General features: G+C 47.8%; 16 protein-coding genes. 6 read left to right on the top strand and 10 right to left on the bottom strand.

Annotated features, from left to right (window positions below):
* Window positions 1-13 precede the first annotated feature (13 nt).
* Window positions 14-460 (bottom strand): hypothetical protein, encoded by a 447-nt coding sequence (locus ACXAGX_RS15190; RefSeq protein WP_474839338.1) that lies wholly within the window; start codon window positions 458-460, stop codon window positions 14-16.
* Window positions 461-471: 11 nt separating this feature from the next.
* On the bottom strand, window positions 472-1,317 hold the full coding sequence (locus ACXAGX_RS15185; protein ID WP_474839337.1) for a hypothetical protein: 846 nt from the start codon (window positions 1,315-1,317) through the stop codon (window positions 472-474).
* 124 nt (window positions 1,318-1,441) lie between these two features.
* Here ACXAGX_RS15185 and ACXAGX_RS15180 point away from each other — a divergent pair, with 124 nt between their 5' ends.
* Window positions 1,442-1,843, top strand: coding sequence for a DUF2750 domain-containing protein (locus ACXAGX_RS15180; RefSeq protein WP_474839335.1), 402 nt, complete (start codon window positions 1,442-1,444; stop codon window positions 1,841-1,843).
* On the top strand, window positions 1,843-2,220 hold the full coding sequence (locus ACXAGX_RS15175) for a SufE family protein (protein ID WP_474818339.1): 378 nt from the start codon (window positions 1,843-1,845) through the stop codon (window positions 2,218-2,220). The genes ACXAGX_RS15180 and ACXAGX_RS15175 overlap by 1 nt, the downstream gene beginning before the upstream one ends.
* Here the strand turns inward: ACXAGX_RS15175 and ACXAGX_RS15170 are convergent.
* Together ACXAGX_RS15170 and ACXAGX_RS15165 are read right to left on the bottom strand one after the other, a co-directional pair.
* A complete protein-coding gene (locus tag ACXAGX_RS15170) occupies window positions 2,213-2,641 on the bottom strand; it encodes a hypothetical protein (protein ID WP_474839333.1) in 429 nt (142 codons plus the stop codon). The two genes, ACXAGX_RS15175 and ACXAGX_RS15170, sit on opposite strands and share 8 nt — an antisense overlap.
* A gap of 70 nt (window positions 2,642-2,711) precedes the next feature.
* The gene (locus ACXAGX_RS15165; protein ID WP_474839331.1) at window positions 2,712-3,980 is read right to left on the bottom strand and encodes a glycosyltransferase family 4 protein; all 1,269 of its coding nucleotides are present in this window, start codon (window positions 3,978-3,980) and stop codon (window positions 2,712-2,714) included.
* A gap of 274 nt (window positions 3,981-4,254) precedes the next feature.
* Here ACXAGX_RS15165 and ACXAGX_RS15160 point away from each other — a divergent pair, with 274 nt between their 5' ends.
* Entirely contained in the window at window positions 4,255-5,100 is an 846-nt protein-coding gene (locus tag ACXAGX_RS15160; protein WP_474818344.1) for an HDOD domain-containing protein, read from the top strand.
* A gap of 37 nt (window positions 5,101-5,137) precedes the next feature.
* Here ACXAGX_RS15160 and ACXAGX_RS15155 read toward each other — a convergent pair whose 3' ends face one another.
* The gene (locus ACXAGX_RS15155; protein WP_474818345.1) at window positions 5,138-5,953 is read right to left on the bottom strand and encodes an acyl-CoA thioesterase; all 816 of its coding nucleotides are present in this window, start codon (window positions 5,951-5,953) and stop codon (window positions 5,138-5,140) included.
* 83 nt (window positions 5,954-6,036) lie between these two features.
* Here ACXAGX_RS15155 and ACXAGX_RS15150 point away from each other — a divergent pair, with 83 nt between their 5' ends.
* Window positions 6,037-6,828 carry an alpha/beta fold hydrolase gene (locus ACXAGX_RS15150; protein ID WP_474839329.1) on the top strand — a complete coding sequence of 264 codons (792 nt, stop codon included), beginning with the start codon at window positions 6,037-6,039 and terminating at the stop codon, window positions 6,826-6,828.
* Here ACXAGX_RS15150 and glgC read toward each other — a convergent pair.
* Window positions 6,825-8,096 carry a glucose-1-phosphate adenylyltransferase gene (glgC, locus tag ACXAGX_RS15145; RefSeq protein WP_474818347.1) on the bottom strand — a complete coding sequence of 424 codons (1,272 nt, stop codon included), beginning with the start codon at window positions 8,094-8,096 and terminating at the stop codon, window positions 6,825-6,827. The genes ACXAGX_RS15150 and glgC overlap by 4 nt on opposite strands.
* A gap of 301 nt (window positions 8,097-8,397) precedes the next feature.
* On the opposite strand from glgC, the gene ACXAGX_RS15140 reads away from it, so the two are divergent.
* Together ACXAGX_RS15140 and ACXAGX_RS15135 are read left to right on the top strand one after the other, a co-directional pair.
* Window positions 8,398-8,931 carry an SRPBCC family protein gene (locus ACXAGX_RS15140; RefSeq protein ID WP_474839327.1) on the top strand — a complete coding sequence of 178 codons (534 nt, stop codon included), beginning with the start codon at window positions 8,398-8,400 and terminating at the stop codon, window positions 8,929-8,931.
* A gap of 95 nt (window positions 8,932-9,026) precedes the next feature.
* Window positions 9,027-10,211, top strand: a complete 1,185-nt coding sequence (locus ACXAGX_RS15135) for an MFS transporter (RefSeq protein ID WP_474839325.1) — start codon at window positions 9,027-9,029, stop codon at window positions 10,209-10,211.
* Here the strand turns inward: ACXAGX_RS15135 and ACXAGX_RS15130 are convergent.
* Genes ACXAGX_RS15130 through ACXAGX_RS15115 form a run of 4 tightly spaced genes read right to left on the bottom strand, consistent with a single transcriptional unit; the run spans window position 10,208 to window position 15,509 of the window.
* On the bottom strand, window positions 10,208-11,128 hold the full coding sequence (locus tag ACXAGX_RS15130; RefSeq protein WP_474839323.1) for a hydroxymethylglutaryl-CoA lyase: 921 nt from the start codon (window positions 11,126-11,128) through the stop codon (window positions 10,208-10,210). The two genes, ACXAGX_RS15135 and ACXAGX_RS15130, sit on opposite strands and share 4 nt — an antisense overlap.
* Complete coding sequence (locus ACXAGX_RS15125) at window positions 11,118-13,088, bottom strand: acetyl/propionyl/methylcrotonyl-CoA carboxylase subunit alpha (protein WP_474839321.1); 1,971 nt, start codon at window positions 13,086-13,088, stop codon at window positions 11,118-11,120. Before ACXAGX_RS15125 ends, ACXAGX_RS15130 begins: the two co-directional genes overlap by 11 nt.
* Window positions 13,085-13,888 (bottom strand): enoyl-CoA hydratase/isomerase family protein, encoded by an 804-nt coding sequence (locus ACXAGX_RS15120; protein ID WP_474839319.1) that lies wholly within the window; start codon window positions 13,886-13,888, stop codon window positions 13,085-13,087. The genes ACXAGX_RS15125 and ACXAGX_RS15120 overlap by 4 nt, the downstream gene beginning before the upstream one ends.
* A gap of 10 nt (window positions 13,889-13,898) precedes the next feature.
* A complete protein-coding gene (locus ACXAGX_RS15115; RefSeq protein WP_474839317.1) occupies window positions 13,899-15,509 on the bottom strand; it encodes a carboxyl transferase domain-containing protein in 1,611 nt (536 codons plus the stop codon).
* Window positions 15,510-15,563: the final 54 nt, after the last annotated feature.

Genomic DNA, 15,563 nt, shown 5'->3' with positions numbered 1-15,563 from the left:
AGTGCGTGGCTGCCTAGCCAACAAACTGTTGCCTAATATCCGTGGGATTGCCAGAGTCAGTTTTAATTTGCGGTAAACTAAAAACTTCAGGACACGGCATATTTTGCAGTGTGGTTATCACTGCTTGCGGTTGATTTGTGGCGATTTTAAAAACACATCGATTCATATCTAAATCAAGCAGATACACTTTGCTCTGTAAGTGATTTATTTTTTCGTGTAGTTCGTGAAGCAGTGTTATTGCAAAATCGATAAGCCTAAGAACATGAATATCGACTTCCTCACCTTCGCTTCTATGAATACACCATGGTAAAACGATTTCTACCGACTTATTCCCGACAGATTCTATTGCCAATGTATCTAACAGTAAGGCAAATGACCGGTAATTGTATGAAACGCGATAAAGCGTTTCGTAACCATTCGGAAACGAACGACTTATTGGCGTGTTAGCGGTAAATTCCATGCGGATATTTCCTAGGGACTATTATCGTAAATTTCAGCTTGCGCGGAATACATGGATATAGGGAAGGAATCGTAGATTTTATCCGGAGAATCACCTACGGAATGCACCACGAACAGATTGTCAGCGCGGGTAGCGTTAACCCCTTCAAATACGTTAAGAAATTCTCTTAACAATAGCTGACTTTGCTCGGTGGCTTCATCGGTTATTTTACACGCCAAATCATAGATTCGATCTAAACTTTCCATATAAGCATCAAGTAACTCTATGAGCTCAACACGAGCTGGCATTTCTTTAAGTACTGATGCTCTGAAATCAGTAGGGCCGCCAAGATAAGCGCGTTCAATGTAAGCCTTGATTTCGTACACGCGCTCGTTTGTATTATTCGGCGATGGCTTACCAAAAACATCAACACTGTGAACGCTAATGCCATAGTAAGAAATATAGTCATATAAACTATCTATAAACCGGTAAGCAAAAGAACGTTGATACTCTATTTCCATACGTCGGGTTAAACGGTTCACTTCCACACGTTCCTGAGGCAGACAGGCTTGAACATGACGTTTTAATTGTGCTGTAAATGTTCTGGCACTCAGAATGTAATTGCTGACATTAGCATTAACCTGATTTTTAATGTCTTGTCTTTGCTCTGATGTGAGTTCTGTAAGATATGAATAACCCAACGACTTTAGGGAGTTAGCGATGAGGGCGTAGTTTGTTTTTATCAGGCGAAACTTATGGCGAATTGCATATGCCGACGACAGTCGCTTTCTAGCACGCTTGAGTTCGCGAAACTGCTCTTCTTCAAGAGGCATTAAAACGTTGTCACCGGGGGACTGGATGCAATATACAGAATCCATGAATAGTTTCTCTTTCCAATTAGGAAAATAGAATAGCACGGAGACACTAAAGTTAGTATTAGTTTCGCGTACCGACTCGCAGTATAATTACCGTAAATTTTATTTAAATCAGTGTGAACCACCTATGTTTCCAGAGACAATTTCAGACAAACTTGCAGACATCGTTGTCAAGCAATCCACGTCACTTTCGGCTGAAGAAAGACTCGCATTACTGCTTCAATATACGACCAAAGCCCAAGCAGTGTGGCTTGCAAAAGGTACTAACGGTTTCGTGATGATTGAAAACGGCGATGACATCATTCTCCCTGTGTGGCCCCACGCAGATTTAGTGATGACCTGGGATGTGGCTGCGCAAAGTGACGTGACTCCGGAGCAAGTGGCACTGCCGGAATTTTTAAATACCTGGTTACCGGGTTTGCAAGCCAACCAAACCGGTATGTGTGTCTTTCCTCTCACCGAAGAAGATGCCGGTATCGTTATGACTGCTGAAGAGTTAAAACAGAGTTTAGAGGAAGAAGCGAAGTAGTGGAGAAGATATCGCTGCCCCTGGCCAACAAAGTGGCGACAGCGCAAGGCTGGGATACCACCATGCGTGAAATCATGTTGGCAAGTAAATCCTTGCCAGAATTGCACGAATCCTATCGGATTGCTGAAAATAAAGTTGGCGGGTGTTTAAGCGATGTGTGGATAGTGAAAAGCGATTCAGGTGTGATGGCCTGGTCCGATTCGAAAATTATTCGGGGGGTGTTGGCAGTGTTGTTGGAAAAAGCCAATAGTCAGAATGATCAGCACGAAACGGACTATGAGGCTTATCTTGCATCGTTAGGTATGGCACGTTATCTGAGTGAATCGCGAACCAGCGGCATTCGACACGTCATTAACAGGCTGGCTGAAATTAGATGATCTGATTCTCGGCTATTCTGTTTACAACCCCTTTCAAGCAGGCAACATCAGGCTTTTTAACGTTACACTGGTATGGCACGCGTCGCGATATGCGTTTTATTTGCTCAAGATCCTCAATGTAATTGTACATGCAAGCGTGAGTAAAAAGCATTCTTGTCCATGCTGAGGGCAATGGCGATGAAGAACGGATAAACTGATCGACAGACGCGAGTAAGTCGGTTTTGGTTTGCACAGACAATGTATCTATAAAGTGCACGGCTTCATTTTCGCTGTCTTCTACGCCCGTGGCACGACCATATTGAATCATGCCAACCGCCTGACCGACGCCATGGCAAAATTGCGCGCCAGACGTATATTCCTGGTCGGCAAACGTACTCATTGACATGAGTAGAAAAACAGATGCGAGTAGATGTTTAATCATGTTGCCTCCCGGGCTAATTGTATAAGCATAGCAACCTGATTAAAAATTGTGCGTAATTTTGAGCTCAGGCTTAGGATGAAGGCGATGAGGTAGAATTTTTCGCTTCAATCCACTGGGTCATATACTGGGTCGCACGTAGCGTCTGATGCCAAAGTAATGATTGAAGGAACTGTTGTTGCCGCCATTGTTCAAGGTCATCAAGACGTTTTTCAATCAATGCGGTCAGCCTTTCACCGTGTAACGCATCATCGAATTGCTGCTTGTAACTAGATTGGCCTGTATCGCTGCATTGCTGCCATATATTGGGATCAGTATACAAAGCGACAGCGGCATTGATAAAGTCATCGAGGTTATGTGTAACCATACCAGGCCAGTGCTTATCATCACCAAGACCTTCTGCACCGATGCTTGAAGTAACCGACGGGGTACCACATTGCATTGCCGTCACTAACTTGCCTTTTACCCCGGCACCGAAGCGCAACGGAGCCAACATTACGCGGTGTTTGGCAATTTCATCTTCTGCACTCGCTGCCCAGCCCCTTACTCTGAATCCTTTCGATGGGTTATCCATCGCCATGGCTTTTTTGGGCGGATACGCGCCAAAAATGTTTAATTCAGCAAGAGGAAGCTGCTTTCTAATGCCTGGCCATATTTGTTGAAGTTGTAAAACGGCATCCCAATTAGGCGCGTGACGAAAGTTACCAATAAAGACAAAATGTTGTCGCTGTTGGAATGCTGGCAAGGGGGTCGAAACCTTACTGGTAAAAAGTGGAACATGGTGTAGTTGAGACGCAGACACAGGGTAGTGTGCCAGTAAATGCTGCAACTCTTCAGATGAAATTATCAGTGTAAGATCACTGCGTAAAATAGCCGCAATCTCCCGTAGTGTGTGATCATTGCTTACACTCGCAGTGGGAATAGTCGTGGCTTCGCCATCGCGAACTTGTTGGTGTCGTAAATGCCGAAGACTATGCAAGTCTTCAGTATTCAGAATACGCATTGCAGACGGACATGCTTCGCGCACCCGCGAAGCAAATTGTTCTTCAGTCATAAAGCGATCAAATATCACCACATCTGGGTGAATGGCAGCAATACGTTCATCGAAGCTGCTACAATTCAATGATATTGTTTCAGAATGCACGCTCAATTCAGCAAGGTCGGCGCCCTGTTCAGATGGCGTTGCAGCAGACATAAACGTCACTTGCCAGTTTGCTATTAGAAAACTGTTGATGAGCCCCATCATATTTTGGCCTGCTGCAGACGAATTTGGCTCAGGCCAGACAAAACCGATGATAACGACATTGCGTTGCTTATGAGAGGTGGAATGGTGCTGTGACATCTAGCGTCTCTTTATACAAACTTTTGAAGAATGTTATCAGATGCGAATAAAGGATGCTGCTGGTAGCGTACAAACGAATGACTGCTAGATTGTTTTCTGGCATTGGTAGATTGAATTTTCACCGCTTCCTCTTCTGTTCTGGCAAATTCTGATTTACTGAAACAACAGAGTTTATTGGCAGGTTGTCATTATTTAGCCTATATAAAAAGGTAGTGTGACGTAATGGATGCGTCATCTTAGATGGTATGAACATGATTTACGGAGTAGTGCTCATATGAATGCACAAGAGATCGCTGATAAAGCCTGCAACATTTTCGTGTTACCAGATGCCGTGACCCGGCTTAAAGAATGTATGGATGACCAGGCGGCAAGCATTGACGATATTGCTGAGATCATTGCCTTCGACCCCGGACTTACCTCGCAAATGCTGAAAGTGGCCAACAGTGCCCTTTACCGATTCCCCAACAAAATTGAAACCATCAGCAAAGCGTTACAAGTTATTGGTACGCGCTCGGCCTATGATTTGGCGCTGGCGTATGGCATCACTTACGCGTTCAAAGAAGTGAATTCAAAAGTCATCGATTTAGATAAATTCTGGGAGCAGAGCGTGAGTTGCGCACTTCTGGCTAAATATTTCGCTGAAGCGAAAAGAGTTAGAGAGCCTGAGAGGCTGTTTGTTTGCGGCTTACTGCATAATCTCGGGGAGTTGGTTGTTGTCGATGCAATGCCACAGGAAGCGACGCGCTGTTTGGCATTCAATGCCAGAGTCAGCCCTGCTGAATTGCAAACCGCCATTCTAGGTTTTACCTACGCAGAGCTATCTGCCGCATTAGTAAAACGATGGGGCATTCCCGATACTATTTATCGTCCGGTGTCATTAATCCACGATACCGACAGTGGTGTGATGGATAAAGACACCCTCATTCTTCAGCTAAGCTACGTGCTGGCACTGGATAATGTGAATCCAGAAGTTTTCCCGAGCTATCACAACTTGACTCCCGAACTCTATGACCGGCTGTCGTTTGAGCAACAAGATTTAGAAGATGCATTGGATATTACCAACTTACAATGCATCAGCGTTATGTCGTTATTCAACCCTAATTCATTTATCGTTTATTGAGGGTTGTACCTTCTTACACTTTCTTTGCAAGCCGTGGTTAGTCGAAAACGGCCACGGTTTGTCTGCTTAATGCCACCACATCATTATTACTGTTCCAAATGGTCGCTTCCGTATGGCCATATCCATCTGCGGCCTGACGGGTATGTACCTGATAAGCAAACCAGTCGTGCCCGGAAACCGTTTTGTGCGGATGAATAAATTCCAGATTCCAACTTACGGTACTTGCCGGTGCGGGCCAGCGTAACATTTGCAATAGTGTAGGGGGCCAGGCATCGATCATGGTGATAAGGTGCGCGTCAGTGATCTCCTGCGGTGGCTGCGTGAAGCGCATGAAACCATGATAGAAACTTGTATCTTTACGGGTGAATGGCATACCACCGGCATTAATTGCCAGGTCAAAATGACGGAAGAACTTAGGGGTAACCTTTGGAATTTGCGGGATAAATTTAGCCTTAGTTGGCGTTGGCATATCGTGTTTTTCTGTATTGGTGACACGTATTCCAGATTGTCGGGCCGTACCAAAGCAGGCCTGAACAAATACGCAAACGGCATTATTTTGTATGATTTCGCCGGTAAATTGGGACACATTTTTACCTGTGCGCAGGCTGGTCACCACAATGCGAAAAGGTTCGTTAAGGGCTAGGGGCCCCACAAAATTTGTAGTATAGGAACGTAGTACGCGGTTATCGTGAACCTGAGTACTGATAGCCTGATATATCATCCCTGCGGAGATGCCGCCGAATGCCGTTCTTCCTTGGGCCCAGTCAGAAGGAATGGTTAAAGCACCGGTTTGCCATTGGTTATCACTCAGGGCGGTCATTTCCGGTTGGTTAAGAAGTTCATCTACGTGCATAATCTTTCTGGTCGGATGAGTTTGCTGTATGCTAGCAAAAAGTACCAAACCTTCCAATCATAAAAAGGAGTTTATCGTTTTACATGACCATTATTCATTTTGCTCACGCGAATGGTTTTCCAGCGGCCACATACAAAACGATATTTAACGGGTTACCCGAAAGCTGGCAAATTCTCGCCAATCCACAATTCGGTCATTGCGCGGAATTTCCCGTGTCACAAAACTGGATGTATCAGGTCGATGAGTTAATCCATTTTCTCGACAGATGTGATGTTGATGAGCCCGTGTGGCTGGTGGGGCATTCGTTTGGCGCAGTGGTGTCGTTTATGACCGCCTGCCGGCATCCAGAGCGGGTAAAAGGCGTCATTATGCTAGATCCACCCCTGGTTTATGGGGTTAAACGGTACGTGGTGCAATCGGCAAAATGGTTTAATTTAATGGATAACATAACCCCCTCGAAACTGGCCAGGATCAGACGGACACAGTGGCACAAAGAGGACGATATTGAGGGCTATTTCGCGGCTAAAAAACTGTTCCGCACCATGGATAAGCGATGTATTCGAGATTATGTGAACAGTGCCACCCGTGTAGAAGGGGAAACGCGCAATTTAACCTTCAGTAATCAGGTTGAAACTGACATCTTCCGACATTTTCCTCATAACCTAAAAAAGTTTGCCGGGAAACTGAAGTGTCCGGGATTACTGGTTGGCGGAACGGATTCTCATGTTTCTTCTTCAGCGGACAGAGCCCAGTTTGCTAAAGATAACGATATTGAGGTAAAAATGTATGCCGGTGGGCACATGTTTCCCCTCGAAGATCCTGAAGGCGTGGCCGCATTGATCGCGACCACATTAGAGGGCTGGATAAAGCGTTAGCCGTTAAGACTGCCCACGGGCATACCCAGCATTTCGCGAGTAACCAACACAACCCCTTTCTCTGATACGCGGAAGCCCCGGGCGCGGTCTTCGTCATGGTTATAACCAATGACCGTTCCTTCAGGCACCACACAACCGCGATCGATGACGACTTTTTTGAGGCGACAGTTACGCATCACTTCTACGTCTGGCAGAATAACCGCTTCCTCAATGGTACTGTATGAATGTAAACGTACGTTTGAGAAACACAGGCTTCTGCGCAATGTCGAGCCTGAAATGATGCACCCCCCCGAAACCACTGAATTAATCGCTTCACCCCGGCGGCCATCTTCGTCCCAAACGAATTTGGCGGGAGGGAGTTGTTCTTGATAAGTCCAGATTGGCCATTTACGGTCGTAAAGATTCAGTTGAGGAACAGGCGCGACCATTTCCATGTTGGCTTCCCAGAACGAATCAATAGTACCCACATCACGCCAGTAGGCTTGCTCATCGTTCGAGGTTTCGAACGGGTAGGCGATTACCTTGTGGTCTTTGATGATTGAGGGAATGATGTCTTTACCGAAGTCACGTTGTGAGCCCGATGTTTCTGCATCACGGCGTAATTCTTCAAACAGGAATTCGGTATCGAAAATATAGTTACCCATCGATGCCAGACAGCGGCTAGGGTCGTTTGGCAGCGGCGCCGGTTCTGCTGGCTTCTCGGTAAATTCGTGAATGCGCATATCTTCATCAACGGTCATTACGCCAAATGCACCCGCGGCTTCCTGCAGCGGTACAGACATACAGGAAACTGTCATTTTAGCGCCACTTTCCACGTGACGAGCAAGCATAGGGCCGTAGTCCATACGATAGATATGATCGCCTGACAGTATCATTACATATTTGGGCAGTTCATCGCGGATGATATCGATATTCTGGAACACGGCATCGGCAGTGCCTTCGTACCAATTATCTGAAAAACGTTGCGAAGCTGGCAGAATTTCGATGGATTCACCCAGTTCTTTCTTGAAGTGACCCCAGCCACGCACCAGGTGGCGAATTAACGAGTGCGATTTGTATTGCGTTACAACACCAATTCGACGGATCCCTGAATTAACACAGTTGGACAGTGGAAAGTCGATGATTCGAAATTTACCACCAAAATACAAAGCGGGTTTAGCGCGCCAGGTAGTCAGTTCATGCAGTCTTGACCCTTTACCTCCAGCCAAAATCAATGCATAGGTATCGCGAGTCAGATTACTGATATAGCGTGAACTGTTATCAGCCATGTTTGTTCTCCATTTTGTCAGCACGATACGGCTGTGCCGGTAAGACTAATGCTTAATGTCACCAATCGGTTGGTAACGTATCCGTTGATGTTAACCTCATATTACACAAGATAAATTTCAACGCCAATGTGAGATTTATCGAAGCCAGTATAAGGTTCCTTTTTTTCTTTATATTTAGGTATTTGTCGATAAGGTTATTACTGACGTTCAGTGAATATCGACCAGTTTAACGACATTTCTACTGCAAATGTTAATCAAGTGTTATATATTTGCTGTTGATAAAAAGACTCAAGGATTACCGATGGCTTGGTTGAAAAAGATACTCATTACCTGTGTTGCTATCGTTGCGCTGTTTGTTGCTGTGGGTTTTATCCTGCCATCTAACTACCAGGTGCAACGAGAAATTACCATTAATGCTTCTGCAGAAAAGATTTATCCCAATATAGTCAACCTGAAATCCTGGCAACAATGGGCTGTCTGGTTTATGCGCGACCCTAATATGGCGGTTTCTTTTAGTGGTCCAGACCGTGCAATTGGTATGCAAACATCCTGGGAAAGTGAAACTCAAGGTGATGGTGAAATGGAAATCGTGTCACTGAAGCATAATCGGGAAATTATTTATCATTTGTATTTCCCCGATTACGAAATGTCATCCACAGGGGTAATAAAATTAACAGACACCGATCAAGGCACGCTGGTCACCTGGTCTGACAGCGGGGATTTGGGCATGAACCCCGTTAATCGCTATATGAGCCTGATGATAGACGGAATGATTGGCCCTGATTTTGAACTTGGTTTAGAAAACCTGAAAACGGTGGTTGAGAACCGAAGCTAAGGGTAAAGCGAAAATAGCGACCAACGACGTATTTCTTTTCCTCCTTTTGCCTGGTTATAGTTACGCTACGACCAGGCTAAGCAACACTATTCACCGTGGCTAATTCTAACAAGAAACGACTCATTTCTTCCCTGGCCAGTACAAAACTGGCTGATTTACTCATATCCGCTAAAACAACACTGCCAGCGTTATTGCTTTCGTTAGGTGCGCCTGGCTGGATGATAAGCTGGTTAGTACCAATTCGAGAATCGGGTGCACTGCTGCCGCAGGCTGCGATTGGCGTAATTCTGCGGCGATTTCCTGCCCGGCATGTGATTTGGCGCGTAGGCATGATTATTCAGGCTTCTGGCGTTGCGCTCATATTGGCAACGGCTTTGCTACTCGATGGGGTGACGGCGGGTGCAACAGTAATGGCGGCTCTATGTCTCTTAAGTTTGGGGCGTTCAGCCTGTTCTTTAACGGTGAAAGACATCGAAGCCGATGTTGCGGCTAAAGGCGAACGTGGACATTTGCTCGGTATCGCTTCAACAATATCGGGCACCTTAACCCTGTTATTGGCAGTACCCCTGGTGTTTTATAAAGACCAACTTGGGCAGCTAGCTACCTCTGTGATCATTCTACTCGCCCTGATTGCCTTTATCGTCGGCTTGTTTATTTTGTTTCCAGTGAAAACCCGCATAGACGCAGGCACGTCTTCCACCGAAAAAGAGAATAAAACCCGTTTCTGGCAATTCGACAGCGTCGTGTACCGTTTCATTCTGGTTCGCGGGTTGTTTGTGCATTCGGCATTAATCGCACCTTACTTTATGCTGGAAAGTGAAAGCGATGCCACAACGTTACTACCGCTGTATCTGGCCGCTCAGGCCGGTGCGACCATGCTTTCTTCTATCATCTGGGGAAAAATTGCTGACAAAAGTGCGAGAACAACCCTGCAGTTTGCGGGTACGTTAGCGTTAGTTGCGGTTTGCGCGTTGCTGTTTATTGGGGCGTCGACAGTCTGGGTTTCGGCATTGCTATTTTTCATTTTGTCCGTTGCGCATACCGGCGTAAGAACAGGGCGGAAAACCTATAGCCTGGATGTGAGGGAAGGGCAGCAACGCACCGAACTAGTGGCATTTTCCAACACCGCCATTGGCATTATTCTACTGTTGTTCGGCGCACTGTATGCGTACTTGTCTTCGGTATTGGCATTCAGTGTGGTGTACATCATGGCAGGCTTTCTGTTTATAGGCATCATGCTCACCGGTATCCTGCCCGGTGAGAAAGCACAAAACAGTTAACCACCGCGTAATGCGTTTGCCACTTTACTCTGGGGTTGGCGACCTATCACGTTACTGATGTATAGGCTCGCTTCAAGCAAGGCCGATAGATCGATACCCGTTTGAATGCCCATGCCATTAAGCATATACAACACATCTTCTGTGGCTACATTGCCACTTGCGCCTTTGGCATAGGGGCAACCGCCAAGTCCTGCTATGGCGCTGTCGATGGAACTCACCCCGAGTTGCAAGGCAGTGTGAATGTTGGCCAGTGCTTGTCCGTAGGTATCATGAAAGTGCACGGCAAGTTGATTTACCGGAACGTGTTGCATGACGGCATCAAGCACCCTTGCGGTTTTAACCGGTGTGCCGATACCAATGGTGTCGCTGATCACGACCTCATAACAGCCCATCTCGCTGAGTTGTCGGCTTACCCTGGCCACGGCTGAAGATGCAATTTCGCCTTCATAGGGGCAACCGAGGGTACATGAAACATACCCGCGAACCCGGATGCGGTTTGCGTGGGCCAACTTTACCACTGGCTCGAAGCGTTGAAGACTCTCATCAATACTGCAATTTATGTTTTTTTGTGAGAATGATTCAGACGCGGAGCCAAAAATAGCCACTTCGCTGACACCCGCACTGAGTGCGGCTTCTAGCCCTTTCACATTAGGCGTAAGGGCAGAGTAGGTTACCTGAGCGCCCGAGGCAGGCTCAAACGCAGCAAGACGTGCGAACACGTCTGCAGAATCTGCCATTTGCGGCACCCACTTAGCAGACACAAAGCTGCCTGCTTCAATTCGCTTAAGCCCACTTGCTGCTAGCAAAGAGATTAGCGTTACCTTCTGTTCTGTGGTGACTTCCGCCTTTTCATTTTGCAAGCCGTCGCGGGCGCCCACCTCTACCAGTGAAACCGAAGATGGATAGTTAAACGTCATCAGCGGTAAACTCCAGCAATATGGCACCACCGTCAATCATGCTGCCCGCCGAACAATGTAATGCTCTAACTTCGCCATCGCAGGGGGCGGTTATGTTGTGTTCCATTTTCATGGCTTCCATGACCACCAAAACGGTACCTTTAGTGACATGTGTGCCCACAGCAACTGGACATGCCACCACCGTGCCATTCATCGGTGCCTTAAAGTGTTGATCGCCTGCGCTGTCATCTGTGTTACCCAAATCCGGTGCAACCGGCCGATAGACAATGGGAACTAAATCTGAAAATAGCGTCCAGGTTTCTCCTTTCGCTACCGTGAAGCAACGCTGCACTGCGTTGTGCGAGACAACGAGTTGGGCTTGTTGCCACTGTGCCTCCAATTCTATGCATTGGTCACCCACATGAATATGCCATTGAGGTTGTCGTGCCGATGGCCAGGTAACCGATACAACATAGTGCTTTTCGTGAATAGCTAATGTGACCTGCTGCGATTTACAACTGTTCATGCGCCAACTGTTTGCCTGCCAGGGCGAGGCCGAGTGGTGACTCTCCGTGAGCAACGTGGATACTGCCATCACAGCCAGTAAAAAATCAGACGATTCCGTTTCTGCTGTTAAATCTTCGGCGTACTTATCGATAAAGGTGGTCGAGAGTTTTGCTTCAACAAACGCTGGATGTGTGGCCAGGCGATGTAAATAATCGGTGTTCGTGGTGACACCCGCAATCTGGTTTTGACGCAGGGCAATCGCCAGTCTGCGCAGGGCTGTTTCGCGGTTTTCGTCATGAACGATCAGCTTGGCGATCATTGGGTCATAGTAAACCGACACTTCATCACCTTGCTGAACACCGGTGTCGACCCTAACATGCTCGGATTCGTGAGGAGGTGATAATGTAGTTAACATGCCCGTTGCTGGCAGAAAGCCGTTATCCGGATCTTCAGCATAAATACGGGCTTCAAATGCATGACCCGTGATAGTAAGTTCATGCTGCTTTTTGGGTAATGGTTTACCTTCCGCAACCTGTATTTGCCAATGCACCAAGTCTTCACCGGTGATCATTTCGGTAACCGGGTGCTCTACCTGAAGGCGAGTGTTCATTTCCATAAAATAGAAACTGCCGTCTTCGTCCAGCAGAAATTCTACGGTGCCTGCGCCCTCATAATTAATCGCCTGGGCCGCTTTTAGCGCTGCTTCTCCCATTTGTTCCCGTAACGCCGTTGTCATGCCTGGTGCTGGGGCTTCTTCAATGACTTTCTGATGCCGACGCTGAAGTGAACAATCCCGTTCGAAAAGATATACACCGTTGCCGTGCTGGTCGCAGAATACCTGGAATTCCACATGACGGGGCTGGGTAAGGTATTTTTCAACTAGCATGGCATCATCATTAAAGCTTGCCAACCCTTCTCGTTTAGCGGCCGCAAGAGCCGCACTGAACTCATCGGCGTGCCAAACCTGCCGCATGCCTTTACCGCCGCCACCTGCAGCAGCTTTTAACAGCACCGGGTATCCCATTTCATCGGCAGCGTTTCGTAAAACCGCTTCTCGCTGATCGTCGCCATGATAGCCAGGCACTAATGGAACCCCGGCTTGCTGCATAATTTGCTTGGCAGCAGATTTAGATCCCATTGCACGGATCGCATCGGCGGGAGGACCGACAAAGATAATTCCTTTGGCAGCGCAGCTTTCTGCAAAAGCCGCGTTTTCAGACAAAAAGCCGTACCCGGGATGAATAGCATCCACGTTTAATGCACTGGCAAGCTCGACAATGTGTTCGCCACGCAGATAACTCTTCTGAGACGGTGATTCACCTATCCATACCGCTTCGTCGGCCATTTGCACATGCTGGGCGTGCTTGTCTGCGGTGGAGTATACCGCCACGGTGCGGATGCCCAGTTTTTTGGCTGTGCGGATCACCCGGCAAGCAATTTCGCCACGGTTGGCAATCAGTAATTTTGTAATCATTCGGTTTTCTCCTGCCAGGCCGGACGACGTTTGTCGAGGAAGGCAGTTAGTCCTTCCTGACCTTCGTCTGAGACGCGGATCTCGGCAATACGCTGGCTGGTTTCATCCATCAATTGTGCGTCAACTGAACGGTTCGCCATATCGCTTATCAGTAATTTTGCCCGGCTCATCGCTTGTGGACCGTTACTAAGCAGGGCTGTAATTAAGCCTTCAATGGTGTCGTCCAGTTCATCTTCTGTTACCACCTCGCTGAGTAAACCAAAACGCCGAGCACGTCGGGCTGAGAACATTTCAGCGGTTTGAAAATAGCGACGACAAACCCGTGCGCCCATGGCGGCAATCACATAAGGGCTGATGGTGGCAGGGATAAGACCAATTCTGACTTCACTGAGACAAAATTTACTGAGTTTGGTACCCACTGCCATATCACAACACGCAATAAGGCCAATGGCACCACCGAATGCTGCGCCTTGCACCCGGGCAATAGTGGGCTTACTTAACGTGTTCAGTTTTTCTAGCATGGTGGCAAGACAATGTGCATCACGTTGATTTTCTTCAACGGAAAAATTCGCCATTCGTTTCATCCATGCTGCGTCGGCCCCCGCGCTGAAAGATTTGCCGATAGCCTGCAGCACAACCACCCGAACCTGGTGATCCTCGTCGAGGGATGAAAATATCTGATCAAGTGCATTGATCATCATATCGTCAAACGCGTTGTGTTTGTCCGGTCTATTCAACGTAACTCGGGCTACGCCGCGATGGTCTAGCTCACAGCTAACCATTTTATTGATGGATTCCATTGCGTTCTCCTTACATGCGGAACACGCCGAAACGTGTTTCCTCGACCGGTTTATTTAACGATGCGGCTAAAGCCAGACCAAGCACCCGACGACTATCGGAAGGATCGATCACGCCATCGTCCCATAACCGTGCCGATGCATAGTATGGGTGACCTTGCTTTTCATAGGTGTCGATAACAGGTTGTTTGAAAGCTTGTTCTTCCTCTTCTGACCAGGCCTCATTGTTGCGGGCTTTCTGGTCCCGTTTTACCTGCGCCAGTACGCCAGCAGCCTGCTCACCGCCCATTACAGAGATACGGGCATTAGGCCACATAAACAAAAAGCGAGGATCGTAAGCGCGGCCGCACATGCCGTAATTTCCAGCACCAAAGCTACCGCCGATTAGCAGGGTAATTTTCGGTACTTGTGCGCAAGCGACGGCGGTCACCATTTTGGCACCATGCTTCGCGATGCCGCTGGTTTCATACTGTTTGCCTACCATGAAACCGGTGATGTTCTGTAAAAATATCAACGGTGTTTTACGCTGCGCGCACAGCTGCACAAAATGTGCTCCCTTGAGGGCGCTTTCTCCAAACAGAATGCCGTTATTGGCAACAATGCCAACTTCAATACCAAAAATGCTGGCGAAGCCACACACTAAGGTAGTGCCATAGAGGGGTTTGAATTCATGAAAATCGGAATCATCAACAAGCCGGGCAATGATTTCACGCACATCGAATGATTGCTTGCTGTCTTTCGGGATCAACCCGTATAAATCGGCAGCGGGGTAACGGGGCTCTGCGTACTGGTGCTTGAAAGCCTGGCAAGCCGTATCGCTTCTATTCAGTCTTTTTACGGCATTGCGGGCCATTTCCAAGGCGTGATGATCGTTGTTCGCCAATTGATCGGCCACGCCAGACGTGCGGGTGTGCACGTCGCCACCGCCCAGTTCTTCTGCGCTTACCACCTCACCGGTGGCGGCTTTTACCAAAGGCGGCCCAGCAAGAAAAATGGTGCCTTGTTGTTTAACAATAATACTCTCATCCGCCATGGCGGGAACATAGGCGCCGCCTGCCGTACACGAGCCCATGACAACAGCAATTTGGGGGATATTCTGCGCTGACATATTGGCTTGATTGAAGAATATACGACCAAAATGTTCGCGGTCGGGAAAGACTTCATCTTGCCGGGGCAGATTCGCACCGCCGGAGTCGACAAGATAAATACAGGGAAGATGATTTTCTGCCGCAATGGTTTGCGCGCGGAGGTGCTTTTTTACCGTGAGCGGATAGTAAGTGCCACCTTTAACGGTGGCGTCATTCGCCACAATCATGCACTGTATCCCGTTTACTAATCCAATACCCGCTACCACGCCAGCACAGGGAACGTAGTCCTCGTATACTTCCCAGGCAGCGAACTGACCAATTTCCAGAAAAGGTGAGCCCGGGTCGAGTAGGGCGTCAATACGTTCACGGGCGAGCAGCTTTCCTCGCTCGTGGTGCTTCTCAACTGCCTTGCTGCCGCCACCTTGGGCGATCTGGGCAACTTTCTGCTGTAAATCCTCTACCAATGCTTGCATGTGAGCAGCATTGTCCTGATAACTCCCTGATGCGGGATTAACTGACGAAGACAGAACGGGCATAACCCCTCCTTAATGACGTTAGGTAAATGAGATGGCTTCAGCCACCTTCTTGTT

The sequence above is a fragment of the Alteromonas sp. ABV4_515 genome, from assembly GCF_056160345.1.
Note: the sequence above shows the minus strand (reverse complement) of the source record. Positions and strands in the feature narration are given on the sequence as shown.